At 39.3% G+C, this 16,930-nt stretch carries 17 protein-coding genes; 2 read left to right on the top strand and 15 right to left on the bottom strand.

From position 1 onward, the window contains the following. Window positions 1–144: 144 nt before the first annotated feature. Window positions 145–405: a hypothetical protein gene (locus Hs30E_RS01240; RefSeq protein ID WP_228461962.1), complete on the bottom strand. Its 261-nt coding sequence runs from the start codon at window positions 403–405 to the stop codon at window positions 145–147. A gap of 119 nt (window positions 406–524) precedes the next feature. Between Hs30E_RS01240 and Hs30E_RS01245 the strand changes: the two genes are divergently transcribed. Beyond that, complete coding sequence (locus tag Hs30E_RS01245; RefSeq protein WP_172207389.1) at window positions 525–1,010, top strand: YkgJ family cysteine cluster protein; 486 nt, start codon at window positions 525–527, stop codon at window positions 1,008–1,010. 21 nt (window positions 1,011–1,031) lie between these two features. Beyond that, window positions 1,032–1,811 (top strand): Cof-type HAD-IIB family hydrolase, encoded by a 780-nt coding sequence (locus Hs30E_RS01250; RefSeq protein WP_172207391.1) that lies wholly within the window; start codon window positions 1,032–1,034, stop codon window positions 1,809–1,811. A 39-nt stretch (window positions 1,812–1,850) separates the two neighbouring features. Here Hs30E_RS01250 and Hs30E_RS01255 read toward each other — a convergent pair whose 3' ends face one another. The 14 genes from Hs30E_RS01255 to Hs30E_RS01320 form a co-directional block, all read right to left on the bottom strand. After that, window positions 1,851–2,519, bottom strand: a complete 669-nt coding sequence (locus tag Hs30E_RS01255) for an ABC transporter ATP-binding protein (protein ID WP_172207392.1) — start codon at window positions 2,517–2,519, stop codon at window positions 1,851–1,853. Between the two features lie 2 nt (window positions 2,520–2,521). Then, window positions 2,522–4,054, bottom strand: a complete 1,533-nt coding sequence (locus tag Hs30E_RS01260; protein WP_172207393.1) for an ABC transporter permease — start codon at window positions 4,052–4,054, stop codon at window positions 2,522–2,524. Between the two features lie 25 nt (window positions 4,055–4,079). Continuing rightward, entirely contained in the window at window positions 4,080–4,358 is a 279-nt protein-coding gene (locus tag Hs30E_RS01265) for a hypothetical protein (protein ID WP_172207395.1), read from the bottom strand. Window positions 4,359–4,471: 113 nt separating this feature from the next. Then, window positions 4,472–5,770 (bottom strand): FAD-binding oxidoreductase, encoded by a 1,299-nt coding sequence (locus tag Hs30E_RS01270; RefSeq protein ID WP_172207396.1) that lies wholly within the window; start codon window positions 5,768–5,770, stop codon window positions 4,472–4,474. Further along, complete coding sequence (locus Hs30E_RS01275; protein ID WP_172207398.1) at window positions 5,760–6,560, bottom strand: HAD family hydrolase; 801 nt, start codon at window positions 6,558–6,560, stop codon at window positions 5,760–5,762. Before Hs30E_RS01275 ends, Hs30E_RS01270 begins: the two co-directional genes overlap by 11 nt. A gap of 105 nt (window positions 6,561–6,665) precedes the next feature. After that, window positions 6,666–7,295, bottom strand: a complete 630-nt coding sequence (locus Hs30E_RS01280) for a 7-carboxy-7-deazaguanine synthase QueE (RefSeq protein WP_172207399.1) — start codon at window positions 7,293–7,295, stop codon at window positions 6,666–6,668. Beyond that, window positions 7,285–7,716, bottom strand: coding sequence for a 6-carboxytetrahydropterin synthase QueD (gene queD / locus Hs30E_RS01285; RefSeq protein ID WP_172207401.1), 432 nt, complete (start codon window positions 7,714–7,716; stop codon window positions 7,285–7,287). The genes Hs30E_RS01280 and queD overlap by 11 nt, the downstream gene beginning before the upstream one ends. A 90-nt stretch (window positions 7,717–7,806) precedes the next feature. After that, window positions 7,807–9,600, bottom strand: coding sequence for a pyruvate oxidase (gene spxB, locus Hs30E_RS01290; RefSeq protein WP_172207402.1), 1,794 nt, complete (start codon window positions 9,598–9,600; stop codon window positions 7,807–7,809). Window positions 9,601–9,695: 95 nt separating this feature from the next. After that, window positions 9,696–10,688, bottom strand: coding sequence for a phospho-N-acetylmuramoyl-pentapeptide-transferase (gene mraY, locus Hs30E_RS01295; protein ID WP_172207404.1), 993 nt, complete (start codon window positions 10,686–10,688; stop codon window positions 9,696–9,698). A 29-nt stretch (window positions 10,689–10,717) separates the two neighbouring features. Further along, window positions 10,718–13,009, bottom strand: a complete 2,292-nt coding sequence (locus Hs30E_RS01300) for a penicillin-binding transpeptidase domain-containing protein (RefSeq protein WP_172207405.1) — start codon at window positions 13,007–13,009, stop codon at window positions 10,718–10,720. After that, complete coding sequence (locus Hs30E_RS01305; protein WP_172207407.1) at window positions 13,010–13,390, bottom strand: cell division protein FtsL; 381 nt, start codon at window positions 13,388–13,390, stop codon at window positions 13,010–13,012. It lies immediately after the preceding gene. A 22-nt stretch (window positions 13,391–13,412) separates the two neighbouring features. After that, on the bottom strand, window positions 13,413–14,360 hold the full coding sequence (gene rsmH, locus Hs30E_RS01310; RefSeq protein ID WP_172207408.1) for a 16S rRNA (cytosine(1402)-N(4))-methyltransferase RsmH: 948 nt from the start codon (window positions 14,358–14,360) through the stop codon (window positions 13,413–13,415). 107 nt (window positions 14,361–14,467) lie between these two features. After that, the gene (locus Hs30E_RS01315) at window positions 14,468–15,709 is read right to left on the bottom strand and encodes a glutamate-5-semialdehyde dehydrogenase (RefSeq protein ID WP_172207409.1); all 1,242 of its coding nucleotides are present in this window, start codon (window positions 15,707–15,709) and stop codon (window positions 14,468–14,470) included. A gap of 4 nt (window positions 15,710–15,713) precedes the next feature. Further along, entirely contained in the window at window positions 15,714–16,925 is a 1,212-nt protein-coding gene (locus Hs30E_RS01320; protein WP_172207411.1) for a peptidoglycan bridge formation glycyltransferase FemA/FemB family protein, read from the bottom strand. Window positions 16,926–16,930 lie beyond the last annotated feature (5 nt).

A 16,930-nucleotide genomic window follows, 5' to 3' on the forward strand; every position in this document is an offset into this window, starting at 1 on the left:
GAATATCAAGCTGAAAATTCAGCATAAATCATAACTCAATCATATCAAAAATGGAATCTAAAAGCAAATTTTGCTTTAGCAAAACGTAACTCATGTTTAGACTTTTTTTGGGACATTTTCAATTTCGCTTGACAGTGTTTTGGGTTAATTATTTTGATCATCTTTACTTTTAAGCCAAAGCCAAATACCTAAACCTGGTACCATGCTTGCAAGAGCGTAAACAAACATCCAACCATAAAGTGCAACACCGTTATCACCACCGCGTTTCGTCCGACGGTAAGCAGTTCCGAGCGCGAAAAAAATTTGCACAATCGTTAAAACATACCATATCGTAAATAATAAAATAAGAAAAATATCAGCACCAGTCATATTGACCTCCAAATAGTAAGATTGATAAGTTGACACCGCCAACTAAACCATTATACATAAAACAAATGTAAAACACAAGCCCTTTTCCAACTATTTTCCATAAAATCCATAACAAAACAGAAGTTTTCATCACATTTTATGATAAAATAAGAAACATGGATATTGCACATTATAAGGAATTAGCGCTTCAAAAGCAAAAAGAGCACAAACAATTTTTGGCATCTCTCAAAAAGAAACCACCGAAAAATCTGGATCAATTGACAAAAGAAATACATGAGGCTGTTTTTAGAGAAATTGACTGTACCCAATGTGCTAATTGTTGCAAATCTTTAGGACCATTGTTTACAGAGGCTGATATTGAGCGAATCGCAAAACATATGCGACTGAAACTCGCCAATTTTGAGACAACTTATCTACAAGTTGATGAGGACGGTGACAAAATTTTTAAGTGCATGCCTTGTCCGTTTTTGGGATGTGATAATCTTTGTGATATTTACGATGTTCGCCCCAAAGCTTGTCGCGAGTTCCCACATACTGATCGCAAAAAATTTTATCAGATTAATCATCTGACACTCAAAAACACTTTGACTTGTCCTGCAACTTATCTTTTTATTGAAAAATTACGGAATAAATTAAAATAAATATCGAAAGGAATTTTAAAAATGACAGACTACAAAATCGCTTTCTTTGACATTGACGGAACACTTGCTGATAATGACTTGCCACATCATTTGTCACTTTTCGAGCGCATTCCAAACTCCGCTAAACAGGCTTTATTACAGCTCAAGGAAAATGGAATTGAGCCTGTTATCGCAACTGGACGCAATAAAAATATGGTTGAGCCAGTCATCAAACAGCTCCAACTTGACAGTCTAATCAGCTCAAATGGGCAACTGGTTACTTATAAAGGCACTGATATTTACGAAAAAACCTTGAGTGCCAAACATATTAGCAACATCAGCAATCGCTTGACTGAACGAGAAATTCCCTTTTTAGTTGAGACAAAATCAGATATTTATGGCTTTGAGGGCGACGATTTTCCAAGCCAAACAGCGACAAGCATTTTGCGACTTCAACAAGGACAGGCGTTGCCTAAAGGCATTTTGCAATTTTCTTGCATTATCCCTGTCGGCGAACCTTTTGAACTTCATTTACCTGACATTGTTGCTGTGAGAGTTGCGCCAAACGTCGTCAATATTCATGCAACTGACACGAGCAAAGCAACGGGCATTCACGAAATGCTCCAAATCATGAATATTGCGCCCAACCAAGCGATTTGTTTCGGCGATGAGGCAAATGATTTTGAGATGTTTGAGGCGGTTGGCACTGCTGTTGCCATGGGAAATGCCGTTGACTTACTCAAGGAAAAAGCTGATTATGTGACAGATATTGTCGGAAATGATGGCATTTTCAAGGCTTGTCAGCATTTTGGACTGATATAAAAAACTCATCAGATTTTTCTAATCTGATGAGTTTTTTTATTAAGCTAACTTCCGAGCAAATACCTTATCTTTCAATTCATAAATCACGTCACTCGCCTTAGCAACTTCATTTTCATGTGTGACAACAATCACGATTTTATTTTCATTATGAGCAATATCTTGGAAAATTTTAACAATGTCTTGCGTTGTTTGTTCATCAAGATTCCCTGTCGGCTCATCAGCGATGATAATTTTCGACTTGGTAATCAAGCTCCGCGCAATCGCCACACGTTGCTGTTGTCCGCCTGAAAGTTGCTTGACAGGTTTATAAATCAACTCTTCGCCCAAGCCAACCTTAGCAAAAATATCAATAATTGCTTGTTTTTCATCAGCATATTTAACACCTGAAATATTAATAGCTGTTTTAACATTTTGAAAAGCAGTCATATAAGTCAGAAGATTAAAGGATTGAAAAACAGTTGAAACAGTATTAAGACGGTACTTAGTAAGTCCCTGTTTTTTAATGTCAGTCTCATCAAATTTAACAGTACCAGATTTTGGCGTATCAAGTCCTGCCAATAATGAAAGCAAGGTCGTTTTTCCACTACCCGAACTGCCAAGAATCGCATACATGACACCCTCGTCAAAAGTTTCCGTAACATCTTTGAACAGATAATCATCAGCATTTTGCGTATAATAATACGTCAAATTTTCAATTTTTAGTGTCATATTTAAGCTCCCGTCAAGATTTCTTTTGGATTGAGTCTGATAATGCCAAGGCTTGCAATGATAATCGCAACCACGATAATACCAAGCGCAATGGCTGCCAAAATTGTAAGTTGTGAGCCAGTCATTTTCACATTTAATTCATTGATTTCTTTAATCTCAGCTGCACTTTGTCCAAATGGCTTTCTGCTAGCTCGACCGCCTTTTTCATGACCGCCACCATTTGTATCGAAAACTTGAACATCACCGACTTGTGGTTGACCAGAGCTAGTTGTTTCTGCCGTTTTTGCCGTTTGGCTACTCAAAAGCTGACTGCCAATCGCATTGCCAACAAGATTACCAGATGTTGCCGCAAGTCCGACCGCCACAAGCATAACAAGGAAAAGTTCAACAAAAAATTGACCGATAATCTTGAAACGGCTTTCGCCCATACTCATGAGAATGCCAATCTCGCCACGGCGTTCACGAATCGTTAAGATAACAATAAGACTTAAAATAATCGTGCCAGCAATCGCCACCAAAAGAACAATATTGCGCGCAAATTTCGCAACATTATTGAGTGGAGCAAGCATTTGTTGGTACATGGCATCATTGCTTGTCACACTGTAAGTTTCGGTGTCAACCAATTTTTGAGCGGCTTTGACAAAACTCTCGCTCTTTTCAGGATTTTCCAAGTGATAGGTTGCACTTTCAAGTGTATCAGTCGTCCCTTCAAGCGTGTTTGCAAAAGTCAAACTCGTATACATTTTGTTGCTCGGGTTCATAAAGTTAAAAGTCATCCCCATGCTATCAGCGCTCGCTGTTGATTTAAAGATACCGATAACAGTCAAAGTATAGACTTTATCTGATTCGTCAGTGATTGTAAATGTTGAGCCAACTTTCAGGTCATTTGCCTCAGCCAAATCAGCCTCAATCACAACATTATTTGTCTTTTCATCATTAGCTGTTAGCAGCCGACCACTCGTCAGCTCACTACTCCCATCCGCAAAAGCATTGACCGTTTTAAGATTATTCGTCCCAGAAATGGTAAAATCAGGCATCGTCATACCACTCATCTCAACTTTTCCACCACGACCACCTGCTTGACGACCACCGTCACCTTCTATCTCTTCAACTTCAACACCACCTTGTTCAATCGTTGGCTCAGTTGCCTTCTCATTATTAGCAACTGGTTCAATGTTGCCTTTTGTTGCAGTTGCCTCTTTGACAAAATTGTAAGATTTAACACCCGAAAGCTCAGAAATAGCAGTCGCATCAGATAATTTGACTGGTGTCATTTCAAGCTTCATCATATTTTTACCCTCAGATGATTCAGACATCGCTTCACGCGCCTTTTTCATCATCGCCTCACGATTGACCGACAAAGTGACCGTTGCACCCGTTTCCTTTTTAGCAGTTTCAATTGCTTTTTTAGCCGAATTGTGAATCACAAGTCCTGATAAAACAAAAATCAGAATCGCTGAAAAAGTCACAATCAAAAGTAGCGTCCGCCCAATTTTTGCCTTGCTAAATAAGCAAGCACGTCTTATAAAATCCATTTTTTCTCCTTAATTAAACTCACATTTAAAATGTGCCAGTTTCAGTTCCTGCCGTTAATTTATCAGCCAAATCAGCAGTCGGTCCGCTTTCAACATCCGGACGTATCGTCCTAAAATTACGACTGTCATTGCCACTTGGTAACTGAACATCAAAAGTCTGCCGCTTAATTCTTTCAGGAATTTTAGATTTAACTTGCGACTTTGCTAGCAAACCACTACCAAATCCCAAGCTAAAAACGACAAGAATTGTCCCAATGTTGCGCAAACGTTTTTTCGTCAAAAATTTCTTAAGGGCTTGCATCATAATCCTCTCAAATCTGTTTGATATTATTATAATATCATTTATAGCTAAATTGAAACTTATGCAGATCTTATCTGAAACTTAAAAAAGTTATGAACTTGTCATAACTTCTTATCTTAATCAAATATTTTACCAGGATTGAGCAGACTCGTTGGATCAAATACAGACTTCAACCGTTTCATTGCGCTAAGTTCATTTTTCCCGATATAGTTTTGAAAATATTTCTTTTTCAAAATACCAATGCCATGCTCAGCCGACGGCTTACCACCAACTTTTGCGATATAAGCGTAAAGTTGATCCAAATATTTGTTCAGTTTTCCTATCCATTCTTCATCAGTCAGTTGATTTTTGAGAATGTTGGCGTGGATATTGCCATCACCAGCATGTCCGAAAAAGATAGCTGACAAGGCCTCAGCCTTTGCCATTTTTTTGAGCGCCAAAATCGTCGGTGCAACGCTATTTATCGGTACAACAACATCCAAAGGTTCTTGAATCGTTTCAAGTTCAACTGATGAGACAATCGCCCCTCGAAGCTGCCAAACATTTTCTCGTGTTTCTTTAGTCAAAACCAAGGCATGCTCACTCAAAGTTGTCAAATAAGTCAGCTCTTTATCAAGTTGGACACTATCATTACCATCCAAAGTAATTAGCAAAAAAGCCTGGCCAACGATTTTTGGAAAAGCAAGCCCCAAGGCACGCTCTGAAAAGGCAATGCTATCACGCTCAAAAAATTCCAAAGTGGCAGGCACAAGCCCTGACGAAAGAATCTCAAAAACTTTCGGCGCAAGACTTGTCAGTGACTCAAAACCAAGTAAAATATCACGCGTAAACTGTGGTTTAGGTTGAATTTTTAAGTCCAGATCGGTTATTACCCCTAGGGTGCCTTCACTGCCAATAAAAATATCTTTGAGGTCATACCCCGAGCTATCTTTTCGATTGATAGAGCCGACTTGAATCTCGCTACTATCAGCTAAAACCACGCGCATACCCCGAATATTATCACGTGTCACACCATATTTGACAGCACGCATACCACCCGCATTTGTCGCCGCATTGCCACCGATACTTGCGGCTTTACTGCCAGGATCTGGTGCATAAAAATACGGTGTATCAGCAAGAAAATTTGAAATTTCAGCGATTGTCACGCCCGCCTCAACCGTCAAGGTCTGCGTTTCAATGTCTAGTTTGACGATTTTATTAAGTTTCTCCAAACTCATCAGTACCTGATTATCATCGGGAAATGTTGCCCCTGAAAGTCCAGTATGTGCGCCAATTGTGATGAGTTTTTGCTGATTATCCCTGACTTCTTGGATGATTTTTACAACTTCTTGTCTTGTTTTTGGAAAATGAATCGCACTCGCTTGCCCGATTTCTCCCGTGACACGATTGGTTAAATATTTCTTATCAATTGCCATTTTCTTTCTCCACTAATTCGACAACTTCCGTCAAACTTGTTACTGTAAAATCTGGTGTGACTGCTTCATTTGCAGGCAGATTATCACGATTAAGCCAAATTGACCTAATGCCTGACGTATTTGCCCCCAAAATATCTGTAAATAGATTATCCCCCACCATGACTGATGTTTTTTTATCAGCTTTGGCACGAGAAATGGCAAAATCAAAAATTTCTAGCGATGGTTTACCCTTGCCAAAGTCACCTGAAATGATGATTTTATCAAAATATTTTCGGAATTTAGGCGCTTTATTAAGTTTAAGATTTTGCAAAGAAGGCGCACCATTCGTCAAGAGAATTAGCTGATATGTCTCATACAAATGCGCCAAAGTAGCATAAGTATCCTCATAGCTAATTGAATTTTCCATCCGAATCGCAATAAACATTAAACTCAACAATTTCACTAACCGCCTATCTGAGATGCCAACATCTGCCAAAGCCGTCGTCCAAACTATTTGGCGATAAGCATTGATTTGACGCGCCATTTCAGGAAATCGCAAAGTTTGATCAGAAAATTCGCCCCAAAGTCCCTCAAATGGACTAATACCGATTTGCACAGTAAAATCATAGAAATCATAAGTCGAAAAAAGATCAATCGCCCGTTTTCTCAGCGCTTCCTCAAGTATTTTCGCCTCAACTTGCGGAAATTTTTCTGCCACAAAAGCCGTTGTTCTCTCGAAAGCAAGTTGCACCGCTGCCGAATCCGACAGCAAGGTGTCATCTAAATCAAAAATAATTGTTTTAATTGTCATCTTTTTCTCCTAAACTTTAAAGTATACTCAAAGATACCCTATGTAATCTCAAGCTAATTTTCGCCAAATTTAGCTACGGTATTTACAATCCTAACAAATTTTCCATTAACGAATAGCCATTATCTTATGTGTCTGAATACTCAAAAACCAATTATTCAAGCGATTTTGGCGATTATTCAACTGCCCCAAAACACGCACAGTTTCTTCCCAGTTAATCACGCCGTCTACCTCGCAAGGTGAAACAAAATAATGCTCAGCTGCGATTTTTTGCTCAATAAATTGACAAAACTCAAAGCTCGTTTCACTGTCATCAATAACAATTCTGACTTCATTTGCCTTTGAAATACTATGTTTCTCATACATTTTACGATACAGACGTTTGGGACTTGTCGCCACATAATCAACTTGCCTTGGTACATCCAACAAGCCATTTGTCTCTAACCAAACTTGATAATTGGCGTTTTTTAATTCTGAAACTAAAAACGCTAAATTTTGATGAACCGTTGGTTCGCCACCTGTGATAATGATATTTTTAGCTTGAAAAGGGGCAATTTCTATCATGATTTGCGCCAACGTCCAAGTTTCAAAAGTATTAAAATCAGTATCACACCATGGACAAGCCAGATTACATTTGCCAAGGCGGATGAAAATAGCGGGACGGCCGGTATTTGCACCCTCGCCTTGAATTGACTCAAAAATCTCAACAATTGGAAAATTTCCTTGGTTATTTTTCATCAACTTCTCCGTAAATGCAAGAACTACTCTGAGTTTCAAACAGCTCAATATAAGTCAACTCAGGCATGTGAGATTTCAGCAGTCTAAAAATAACTTGGCTGATATTTTCTGCTGTTGTTCGCTTTGTCAGCCGATAAATTTTCCTACCATCATTTGCCAAAAGCGTCGCAATCTGCCTTTCAATCTCGCGCGTTTCATCATAAACAAAAGCATGGTCGAAAAAGTCTAAAATCGTCATCTTGACACACTGCTTAATGTCGCCATAATCTCGTATCATACCTGATTTCGCACCAGTTTGGCAAACATTACCTTGTAACGCAACTTTGAGCTGATAAGTGTGACCATGCAAATTATTGCATTTGCCATCATGACCATCCAACATATGCGCCATATCAAATGAAAAAGTTTTTGTGATTATCATTTTCTTCTTACCCTTTTCAAAAATTATCGTGAGATAATAAAAATAATCTCACAAGCAATGAGATTATTATATCATATTTTAGCACTATTTTCAGAAACCACCCAAATCTGTTGCCTTATATTCAGGTTCAATCCCTTCAGCTTTTAGGAAATCTGCAAATGGCACTAAGTCCTCAGCCTCATAACGTTTACGGAAAGCAGCAATATCAGCTGCTGTGTGAATTTTATCGTCCAAAATCAGACTTTCAACTGGTATCGGCCGATCAGTTGAGATTTTGGCATCAATTAAGACGGTCAACCCATTTGCCACATCAGCTAAGGCATGCTCAAAAACAGTTTTCGCATCCGCTAACCTTGTTAAAGTATAGCCTTTTGCACCCATGGCATCTGCAATTTTGGCAAACTCAACACCAGCAAACTCGACACCGAAATAACCTGAATTTGTATCCTCTTGCTCATCTTTGATAAAGCCGAACTGCTGATTGCTGAAAACGAGGTTGATAATCGGCAAGTTATACTGAACTTGGGTCGCGAGATCCTGCATAACCATGTTGAAACCGCCGTCACCAGCCAGATTCCAGACTTGGCGATTAGGAAAATCAAGTTTTGCTGTTATCGCACCAGGAATGCCAATCCCCATCGTTGCAAACAGGTTAGACGTCCGCCACATTTGTTTAGGATTGAGGTGCAGATGCCGAACAGAAGTTTGCGTCACATCGCCAACATCAATAGAAAAAATCGCATCAGCAGCGGCATGTTGATTGATTTGATGATAGACTTGGTAAAGTTGCAAATTACCAGCCGTTTTCGTCTCAAGTTTAGTCACATAATCACGCCAGTTTTGGATATTCAAAAGATTAGCGCGCCACCAAGGCGTTTCAGCTTTTTCACTAATTTGTCGCGTTATTTCACGAATGGCATCTCCCGCATCGCCCAAAATAGTCACATCATTATGATGACGTTTGCCGAGATTAGCGGGATTAAGATCAATTTGGATAAAATTTTTGACATTTTCAAAAACATTTGTAACTTCGGCAAATGGATAATTATTGCCAACAAAAAGAACTGTATCAGCATTTGGAAAGGCATCATTTGCAGGCTTAATAGCGACACGATTGGCTGAACCGAGCAAGCCCTCAAAGTCTGAGTCAAACACATCATAAGCAATTCCCGTCACAGCGACAGGCGCTTTGATTTTGCGCGCAAGCGCAACAATGTCGTCCCCTGCGCCACGCGCCCCGATGCCTGCGTAGATGACCGTTTTTTCAGAATTTTCTAAAATTTCTACTGCTGATTCAATGTCAGCAAAATGGAGACTAGGACGCGGCAATTTCCTGTACGCATTCGCTGCCGAATAAAAGGCTTGGCTCGGTATCTCTTTCGTGCCAAGATCAACAGGCAACTGAACGACAGCAACACCATTTTTAGCATAAGCCTGACGAATCGCCTCATCTATGATATGGGGCAACTGTTCAGCCGTTGTAACAGTGCGATTATAGACAGCAACATCCGCATAAATCGGATTTTCATTCATTTCTTGGAAAGTATCCATATTCATGCCAGTCGTCGCAAATTGCCCAACAATAGCAAGAACAGGCACATGATCCTCACGCGCATCATAAAGACCATTGAGCAAATGCGTCCCACCAGGTCCAGCTGAACCAAAAGCCACGCCAATATGCCCTGTGAATTTAGCGTGCATACTCGCAGCCATAGCACCCACTTCTTCATGACGCACTTGAATATAAGTTATTTCATCCTTTTCATGCAAAAGCGCATCCATGAACGAATTAATCGACCCACCAGGAATGCCGTAGATGTGTTTCACTCCCCATTCTTCCAACACCTTAACTGCTGCGACACCTGCATTGATTGTATTTGACATATGACTTTCCTCCTCGATTTTAAAAATACTTACTATACTTTTATTATACGCTTTATTCTTTTTTAATCAAAGAAAAAGTCTCTGTTAATCAAGACTTAATTTTGTATGAAATAAATGACTAGCGCAAGCACTGATCCAAGCAAGGTAACACTCCAAAAAAAGAAGTCAACTTGCCACTCAGACCAAGGTTTACCATTGCCCGAAAAACCACCAAGTTCAAAATGATGATGTACTGGTGTCATGCGAAAAATGCGCTTGCCGTGAGTCAGCTTGAAATAAAGCACTTGTATGATGACACTTAGCGTTTCAAGAACGTAGACAATCCCTATCAAGAGGAGTGTCCACTCAACATTGAGAATAATCGAGATAATCCCAAGTAAGCCGCCCAGTGCAAGACTGCCGACATCGCCCATGAAAATCTTGGCTGGCTTATGATTGAACACAAAGAAACCTAGCAGGCTCCCGATGACCGTGACAATCATCAGCAAGACATCGAAACGTTTTTGATGATAGGCAATTACCGCATAGGCAAGGAGGGAGATGACAACTGAAATCGAGGCTAGACCGTCAATACCGTCCGTCAGATTAACAGCATTTGAAAAGCCAACGAGCCAAAAAACGAGGAACAGTACAAAGAAAACACCCAGATTGATCGGGTATCCAAAAATATTGAGATAATTCGCACCACTTTCATGCGCATAAACCAAATAAGCAATAATCCCCGTAATAATCTGCGCCGTGAACTTTTGAATCGTCGTCAAGCCTTGATTGACTTGCTTGAAAATTTTCAGAAAATCATCCAAAAAGCCAACAACTGCATAAACAGCATAGACAATCCACATCGTAATAAAAGCAGGTGTCAACTTGCCAAAAATCAGCGCAAAAAACAAGGAGATCGTTAAGCTGACAACAACAAAAACAAAGCCCCCCATAGTTGGTGTCCCAGCTTTATCGGCATGTTGCTTGACATCTTCGTGCATTTGTTGACCACCAATTTTCTTTTTCTGAAAAAATTGGATAAAGGCTGGAATTGAAAGGCTCGTCATAATCAAAGCCACAATACCAGCGGTAATAGCGTTTAATATCATATTATTTTTCGCAAATCTCCGTTAATTTTTTATTTCAAAGTCACGGTCAATTTCAGACCTTTCTTGACTTCTTCATTCATTTTAATACTTTGTTCCGTGACTTTTCCTACATCATCGCCCTCAAAAATTACCTCTAGTCCTGTCCATTTTGCCAAAGTTTCAACATCTTGTTTGGACCAGTCATAAATATCAGGCATCGTAATCTCACCATTTGTCAACAATAAAATACGTTCATTAGCACCTAATTTTGTGCCTGCTTCGATAGATTGCTCAGTAATTGCATCACCACTACCAATAACAACTGGTTTTAAAATTAGTCGACGTAATTGTTCAAGTGTCAAGCCAGGCGCTTTCCCCTTATAATCTTTCAAAGTAATTTTCGCCTCTTTGACCCTATCATTTGAGGTTACTTGTGTATCAAGTGATGATTTCAGTTCATAGGCACGTTCCAACAAAGGATTTGCCACATCAGAAATAAATGCCAAAGTCCAATTACTAGGCAATTTAACCGTCATATAAAAAATGAAATCAGGATTTTCAGCTGGTACCATAGCAACTGCTGAGTAAAGATAAGAAGTAAGGCCTTTATAGTAGCCACCAGTCGGATTTGCAACTTCTGCTGTACCAGTCTTGACCGAAACTTCTCGACCACCAACACGAAAGTATGGCTCACCAGCAAACCAGTTATAAGCCGTACCAAAAACATTATCCGTTCCGACACCAACCATATACTTCAAAACGGAATCTGCCGCATTTTCAGAAATAGGTTTACCGACAATCTCACGTTTAGTTACACGCTCAGTATTATCATTGATATTTGCTATTTTGGAAATAAAATGTGGCTCTAGCATCTCACCACCATTGGCAATCGCTGTATAACCGCGGAGCATTTGGAGTTCCGTCACACTAACCCCCTGACCAAAAGATGAGTTGACTTGAGCAACAATATTGGGCTCAGGTAAATTACCAAAACTTTCCTCGATAACGCCCATTCGTGTCGGCACACCAAATTTGAAACGTTTCAGATAATCATCCCAAACCTCATCTCCCATTGCCTTTTGAAGATTCGACATGCCAACATTTGAAGAGTGAGCGAAACCTTGGGCATAAGTCATCCTATTACCAGACGGTACATCCTCAACATCCCAGTCGCGAACAATAGTATCTGCTACCTCTAACGGTGCTGAAACATAAGTACTATTAGCACTAAATTTATTAGTATCAATCGCTGCACCTAAAGTGAATACCTTAAAGGTAGAACCCGGCTCAAAAACTGTTTGATAAAGGAAGTTCATCTGATAAAAAAGATTTTCTTTGTCTGATTTCTTATCATTTTTTGGTCCAATAACAGTCTGTGTTGACGCATCAAAAGTTGGACGTTGAGTTGTTGCTAAGATTTCACCTGTATTAGCCTTGACAAGCGTCGCAACGATTTCCTCAGCTCCTGAATTTTCCAAAGCCGTATCTATAAGCTGTTCTAACTGAATCTGCAAAGGCGCTGAGAGTGTCGTATAAACATCCTCACCATCCTTAGCAGGGACAATTGATTTTGCTACCCCTTGCAAAGCTTGACCATTTTTATCTTTTTCTAATGTTTCAACACCATTTTTACCAGATAAAATATCATCTAGGGCAGCCTCTATTCCAAATTGACCAACTAAACCTTTGGTATCATCATCCCCGTCTTTCAAACCAGCTAATCCGATAAAGTTTGATGCAAAATTTCCACCATAAGAACGTGCCAAATGCGATGTAAAACCAATTCCCGTAATACCTACGGCTTTGGCAGCTTCTTCAATTTCTTCCTTGTTAGTATAGGAAATGTGTTTCCCTTTCGTGCCAAATTCAACCTGACTGACACCTTCTCGACTCAACTGTTCTTTAGTATAGCTCTCATCTAACTCCAACTTATCTTTAAAAATTTTGGCGATTTTAGCAAAATCTGCTGGCGCAGCATAAAGTTTTTTACCATCACCAGAAACATAAGCCTTATCTAAGATAACATAAACCGAGTAATCACTAGAATCTGTTGCAATAGGCGTACCTTCACGGTCAAGAATTGAGCCTCGCTTAGCAAAAATTGTGACTGTTTCAGAATAATTTGCTGTTGCACGCTCTGAGAGCTTAACACCATTACTAGAATCTGTGACCACAAGCCACGAAAATCTAACGATAAAAACCGTAAACACAAGGATAGCGAGAATCAAAATGTCCTGCGCAATCCGTTTACGGTTGGCTTCTGGGGTCAAATGAGACTTAGCCGCATTTTTAGCGACCTTTCTAAATGGCAATTTAAAAAGTTTTTTTAGAAAATCTATCATTTATTTCGTTGCCTTTATTACATTTTCATTATTAGATTTGAGGCCATTATCTTTGGCTTGTCCTGAGACACGATCAGGATTCATCAACTCATTAATCTGTTGGTCATAAAGTTTGAGTGTGTCTTCCTTAGTCGAAACTTCTGTTTGAATTTCCAATGTATTTTGCTCAACCTCAATAATTTTTGTTCTGACAAAAACCATCCCAACTGCAAGCATGACCGCTGAAAAAATAATCGAAAGGTAGAAAACTTTTTCGACAGTTGATAATTTGCTAAATTTTCTTCTCAAAAGCTCTGGGGCAATTGAATCAGCTGATATATTATAGCTTCCGTTTTCTTTTGCTGTTCTTATATCAAAATATTCTTTTGGTTTTGCTGCCATTTCAAGTTTTCTCCTTTCTACTTTAGTTTTTTTGTGCCACCCTTAATTTTGCAGAATGCGCACGATTATTAAATTCTAACTCTGCTTGACTAGCTAATACTGGCTTACGATTAACCAAGGTTAAGAGAGGTTTCATCTCATCTGGTACCATAGGTAAGCCACGCGGAATATCAATCGTTGCATATTCCTTGAACAGCGACTTAGTCAGCTTATCTTCCAAGGAATGAAAGGTAATCACTGAAATTCTACCGTCTTTTTTCAGCATATGAATCGCCGTTTCAATAGATTCAGCCGCTGCACCAAGTTCATCATTGACTTCAATACGAATGGCTTGAAATATTCTTTTGGCTGGATGTCCTTTTTTCTTGAGTTCTTTTTGTGGTAGCGCAGACTTGATGATTTCAGCTAATTCTAAAGTTGTATCAATCGTTTTTACACTGCGTGCTTGCTCAATCTTCCTTGCAATTTGCTTGGAAAATTTTTCTTCGCCATACCGACTGAAAATTCGCATCAAATCGTTGAAAGCGTAGGTATTGACAACTTCATGTGCGCTCAACTCTTGCGACTGATCCATGCGCATGTCCAAACGAGCCTCTTTTTTATAAGAAAAACCGCGTTGACTATCATCAAATTGTGGACTAGACACCCCCAAATCATAAAGAATACCATCAAATTCAGTTACATCAAGTTCTGCGAGTGCTTGACGAATATTTCGGAAATTATCTTTAATCAGCGTGACACATCCTTGGTCAAGCTGCATTTTTAATCTTATTTTAGCATTTTCATGAGCATTTTCATCCTGATCAAAGGCATACAAATGCCCCGTCGTGAGCTTGCTCAGCAGATAATCACTGTGACCAGCACCACCAAGTGTGGCATCAACATAGATACCATCAGGCTTAATCTCAAGCATATCAACGGTTTCATGAAGTAGAACAGTATCATGCTTGAAATTTGTCTGATTCGTCATATCATCTCACTTTCTAAACAACTACCATTATACCAAAAAAAACTGGTAATAGCCAGATTTTTAAGGAAATGTAACATTTTGGTAATTTGAAAATGTTATCTGCCTTTTTAACCTCGAATTTGCCCTTGACCATTGATAAGATATTTATAAGAAGTCAAAGCTTCAAGTCCCATTGGACCACGAGCATGGAGTTTTTGTGTGGAAATACCGATTTCAGCGCCGAGTCCGAAAATAAACCCATCTGTAAAGCGTGTTGAGGCATTGACATAAACCGCTGCAGCATCAATCTGCGCCTGAAATTGTTCGGCATGACCAAGATTCTCAGTAATGATAGCCTCCGAATGTTTTGTACTATAACGATTGATATGTTTAATCGCTTGATCAATGGTAGCAACCACCTTGACAGACAACTTATAGTCCAAATATTCAGTCCCAAAATCTTCATCCGTTGCAGGAACACCCGTTATCAATCTCGCTGACATATCATCCAAATAAAACTCGACTGGCTGAACTTGGTTAATCGCCGTTTGCAATTTTGGTAGAAAGTCACTTGCAATTTTTTCATGAACAACAAGACTTTCTGCCGCATTACAAACACTTGGACGTTGCGTTTTAGCATTGATAACGATTTTTATCGCCATCTCTAAATCTGCAAATTCATCAACATAAATGCTGACATTGCCAGTCCCAGTTTCAATAATCGGCACACGAGATGCCGCCTTGACTGTGCGGATAAGGCTCGCACCTCCACGTGGAATCAAAACGTCCAGATATTCTGTGGCTTGCATCATTTGGCGTGCCACTTCGTGGCTTGTATCCGTCACAAGCCCACACGCATTTTCAGGTAAATTTTCAGCTTTTAAAGTCTCTTTGATGACCTGAACAAGCGCTTTGTTAGCATGAATCGCATCCTTGCCACCGCGCAAAATAACGGCATTATTAGTTTTGAAACACAGGGAAAAAGCATCAACTGCAACATTTGGTCGACTCTCAAAAATCATCCCAACAACCCCTAAAGGCACACGCTTTTGCAAGATATTGAGACCGTCAAGATTGGTATAACCACTCATGATTTGTCCGATAGGATCTGGTAAAGTCGCCACTTGCCGAACACCCTCAGCTATATCTAAAAGACGCTCAGATGTCAAGCGCAAGCGATCAAGCATGATGTCGTTGATACCATTTTTCTGTGCATTTATCATATCTTTAGCATTTTCGCTCAAGATAAAATCAGTTTGCCTAACAAGTGCCGTCGCTAATTTCAAAAGAAAATCGTTTTTTTCAAGTGTTGTCAGTTTTGCCAATTCAAAAGCAGCTGCCTTAGCTTTTTTTCCAAGTGTTTCAATCATCTGATTACCTCATTTTTTTGCGAAATTTATAAGCATAATTGCTCAAACCATAAAATAATTTATTAACCGGGAAGTTAAATTCTCCGATAAGCTCTTGAATATCAGGATTGAAATTACTCTTGAATTTCGATAAACCATCAGCTAAATCGCCTTCAACTCCTCCCATATTTGCCCAGTGCGCACCGCTAGCAAAAGCATCATCAAATGCTTTAGGATAAAGTAAATATTGCGGATAAAATTTCTTGAAATCATCATTCATACCTGCATAAAGCATTTCCATAGTATCGCCAAATTTAATTGACAAAATGCCTGCAATAACTGTTGCTTTATCACTCGTTGTGTCATAATCAGCAAATTCTTTCAGATATTTCTCAGTTGATTTTTTCTGATCATTTAAGCGATTAAACCGTTTTTTCTGATTTTCAGGTGTTGCCGCAATATCCTTTTCGAGTTGCACAAATTGCGCTTGAAGTGCCGCATATTTTTCTTTGAGATTAACCTCTGCCAAATGCAAATAAGCATCCTCGCCATAAAGTGTCATCAGTTGCTCAAAATAGTCATGATTGCGGAGCGCAACACCTTTTCGACTCTCAGTCATGCTGACAACATCGCTGAAAGCTTGCACTTTATCAAGTCCCACACGACGACCTGTCACACCACGATTCACAGCATCTTTCATGATACGCTTAGCATGCTTTGGATAAATCAAATCCATCTTTTCATTCAATGGCTCATTGCTCTGAAAACGGGGCTGAATCGTCTCACTCATCGTCAGATTAAACCCAACATGTTGCCCACCAGAAGCCTTGATATTGTTGATAATTTCCAAAGATTCTGGCGTAATCTCAGCAACTTCTTTTTGACCAAATTTTGAAGTCCGATAAATGACTGCTGGATCACTCTTGATGAAAAGCGCCCGATGTTTTTTGGCAAATTTTTTGAGATTATCAAAGAAAAATGTCACTAATTCAACATTTTCATAATCCATAATCGGACCGCGTGGCGTATAAAACATGGTAAAACCAAGTGGTAATTTTTTTATCAAAACAAGAGAAGAGGCAAGTAAATTTCCAGAATTATCCCTAACACCAACAATTTTCGAGTCCCAATTATCTTTTACCTTTGCCCAAGTACTTGATTGTAACAAATGATTGAGCGGATTTTTTCCGACAAATTCATCATGTTCAGCCGCAGGGACTGCTGTTTGAAATTTCATGCTAA

Origin of the sequence: Pseudolactococcus hodotermopsidis, from assembly GCF_011170085.1 — a bacterium.
GTDB classification, from domain to species: Bacteria; Bacillota; Bacilli; order Lactobacillales; family Streptococcaceae; genus Pseudolactococcus; species Pseudolactococcus hodotermopsidis.

Excerpts from the sequence above, each read along its gene's own strand:
- Hs30E_RS01305 (WP_172207407.1), bottom strand. The coding sequence starts at position 13,390 with ATGGCAGCAAAACCAAAAGAATATTTTGATATAAGAACAGCAAAAGAA.
- Hs30E_RS01255 (WP_172207392.1), bottom strand. The coding sequence starts at position 2,519 with ATGACACTAAAAATTGAAAATTTGACGTATTATTATACGCAAAATGCT.
- Hs30E_RS01275 (WP_172207398.1), bottom strand. The coding sequence starts at position 6,560 with ATGACAATTAAAACAATTATTTTTGATTTAGATGACACCTTGCTGTCG.
- Hs30E_RS01300 (WP_172207405.1), bottom strand. The coding sequence starts at position 13,009 with ATGATAGATTTTCTAAAAAAACTTTTTAAATTGCCATTTAGAAAGGTC.
- Hs30E_RS01315 (WP_172207409.1), bottom strand. The coding sequence starts at position 15,709 with ATGATTGAAACACTTGGAAAAAAAGCTAAGGCAGCTGCTTTTGAATTG.
- Hs30E_RS01245 (WP_172207389.1), top strand. The coding sequence starts at position 525 with ATGGATATTGCACATTATAAGGAATTAGCGCTTCAAAAGCAAAAAGAG.
- Hs30E_RS01265 (WP_172207395.1), bottom strand. The coding sequence starts at position 4,358 with ATGATGCAAGCCCTTAAGAAATTTTTGACGAAAAAACGTTTGCGCAAC.
- spxB (WP_172207402.1), bottom strand. The coding sequence starts at position 9,600 with ATGTCAAATACAATCAATGCAGGTGTCGCAGCAGTTAAGGTGTTGGAA.
- Hs30E_RS01270 (WP_172207396.1), bottom strand. The coding sequence starts at position 5,770 with ATGGCAATTGATAAGAAATATTTAACCAATCGTGTCACGGGAGAAATC.
- queD (WP_172207401.1), bottom strand. The coding sequence starts at position 7,716 with ATGATAATCACAAAAACTTTTTCATTTGATATGGCGCATATGTTGGAT.
- Hs30E_RS01320 (WP_172207411.1), bottom strand. The coding sequence starts at position 16,925 with ATGAAATTTCAAACAGCAGTCCCTGCGGCTGAACATGATGAATTTGTC.
- Hs30E_RS01280 (WP_172207399.1), bottom strand. The coding sequence starts at position 7,295 with ATGAAAAATAACCAAGGAAATTTTCCAATTGTTGAGATTTTTGAGTCA.
- mraY (WP_172207404.1), bottom strand. The coding sequence starts at position 10,688 with ATGATATTAAACGCTATTACCGCTGGTATTGTGGCTTTGATTATGACG.
- Hs30E_RS01250 (WP_172207391.1), top strand. The coding sequence starts at position 1,032 with ATGACAGACTACAAAATCGCTTTCTTTGACATTGACGGAACACTTGCT.
- Hs30E_RS01260 (WP_172207393.1), bottom strand. The coding sequence starts at position 4,054 with ATGGATTTTATAAGACGTGCTTGCTTATTTAGCAAGGCAAAAATTGGG.
- rsmH (WP_172207408.1), bottom strand. The coding sequence starts at position 14,360 with ATGACGAATCAGACAAATTTCAAGCATGATACTGTTCTACTTCATGAA.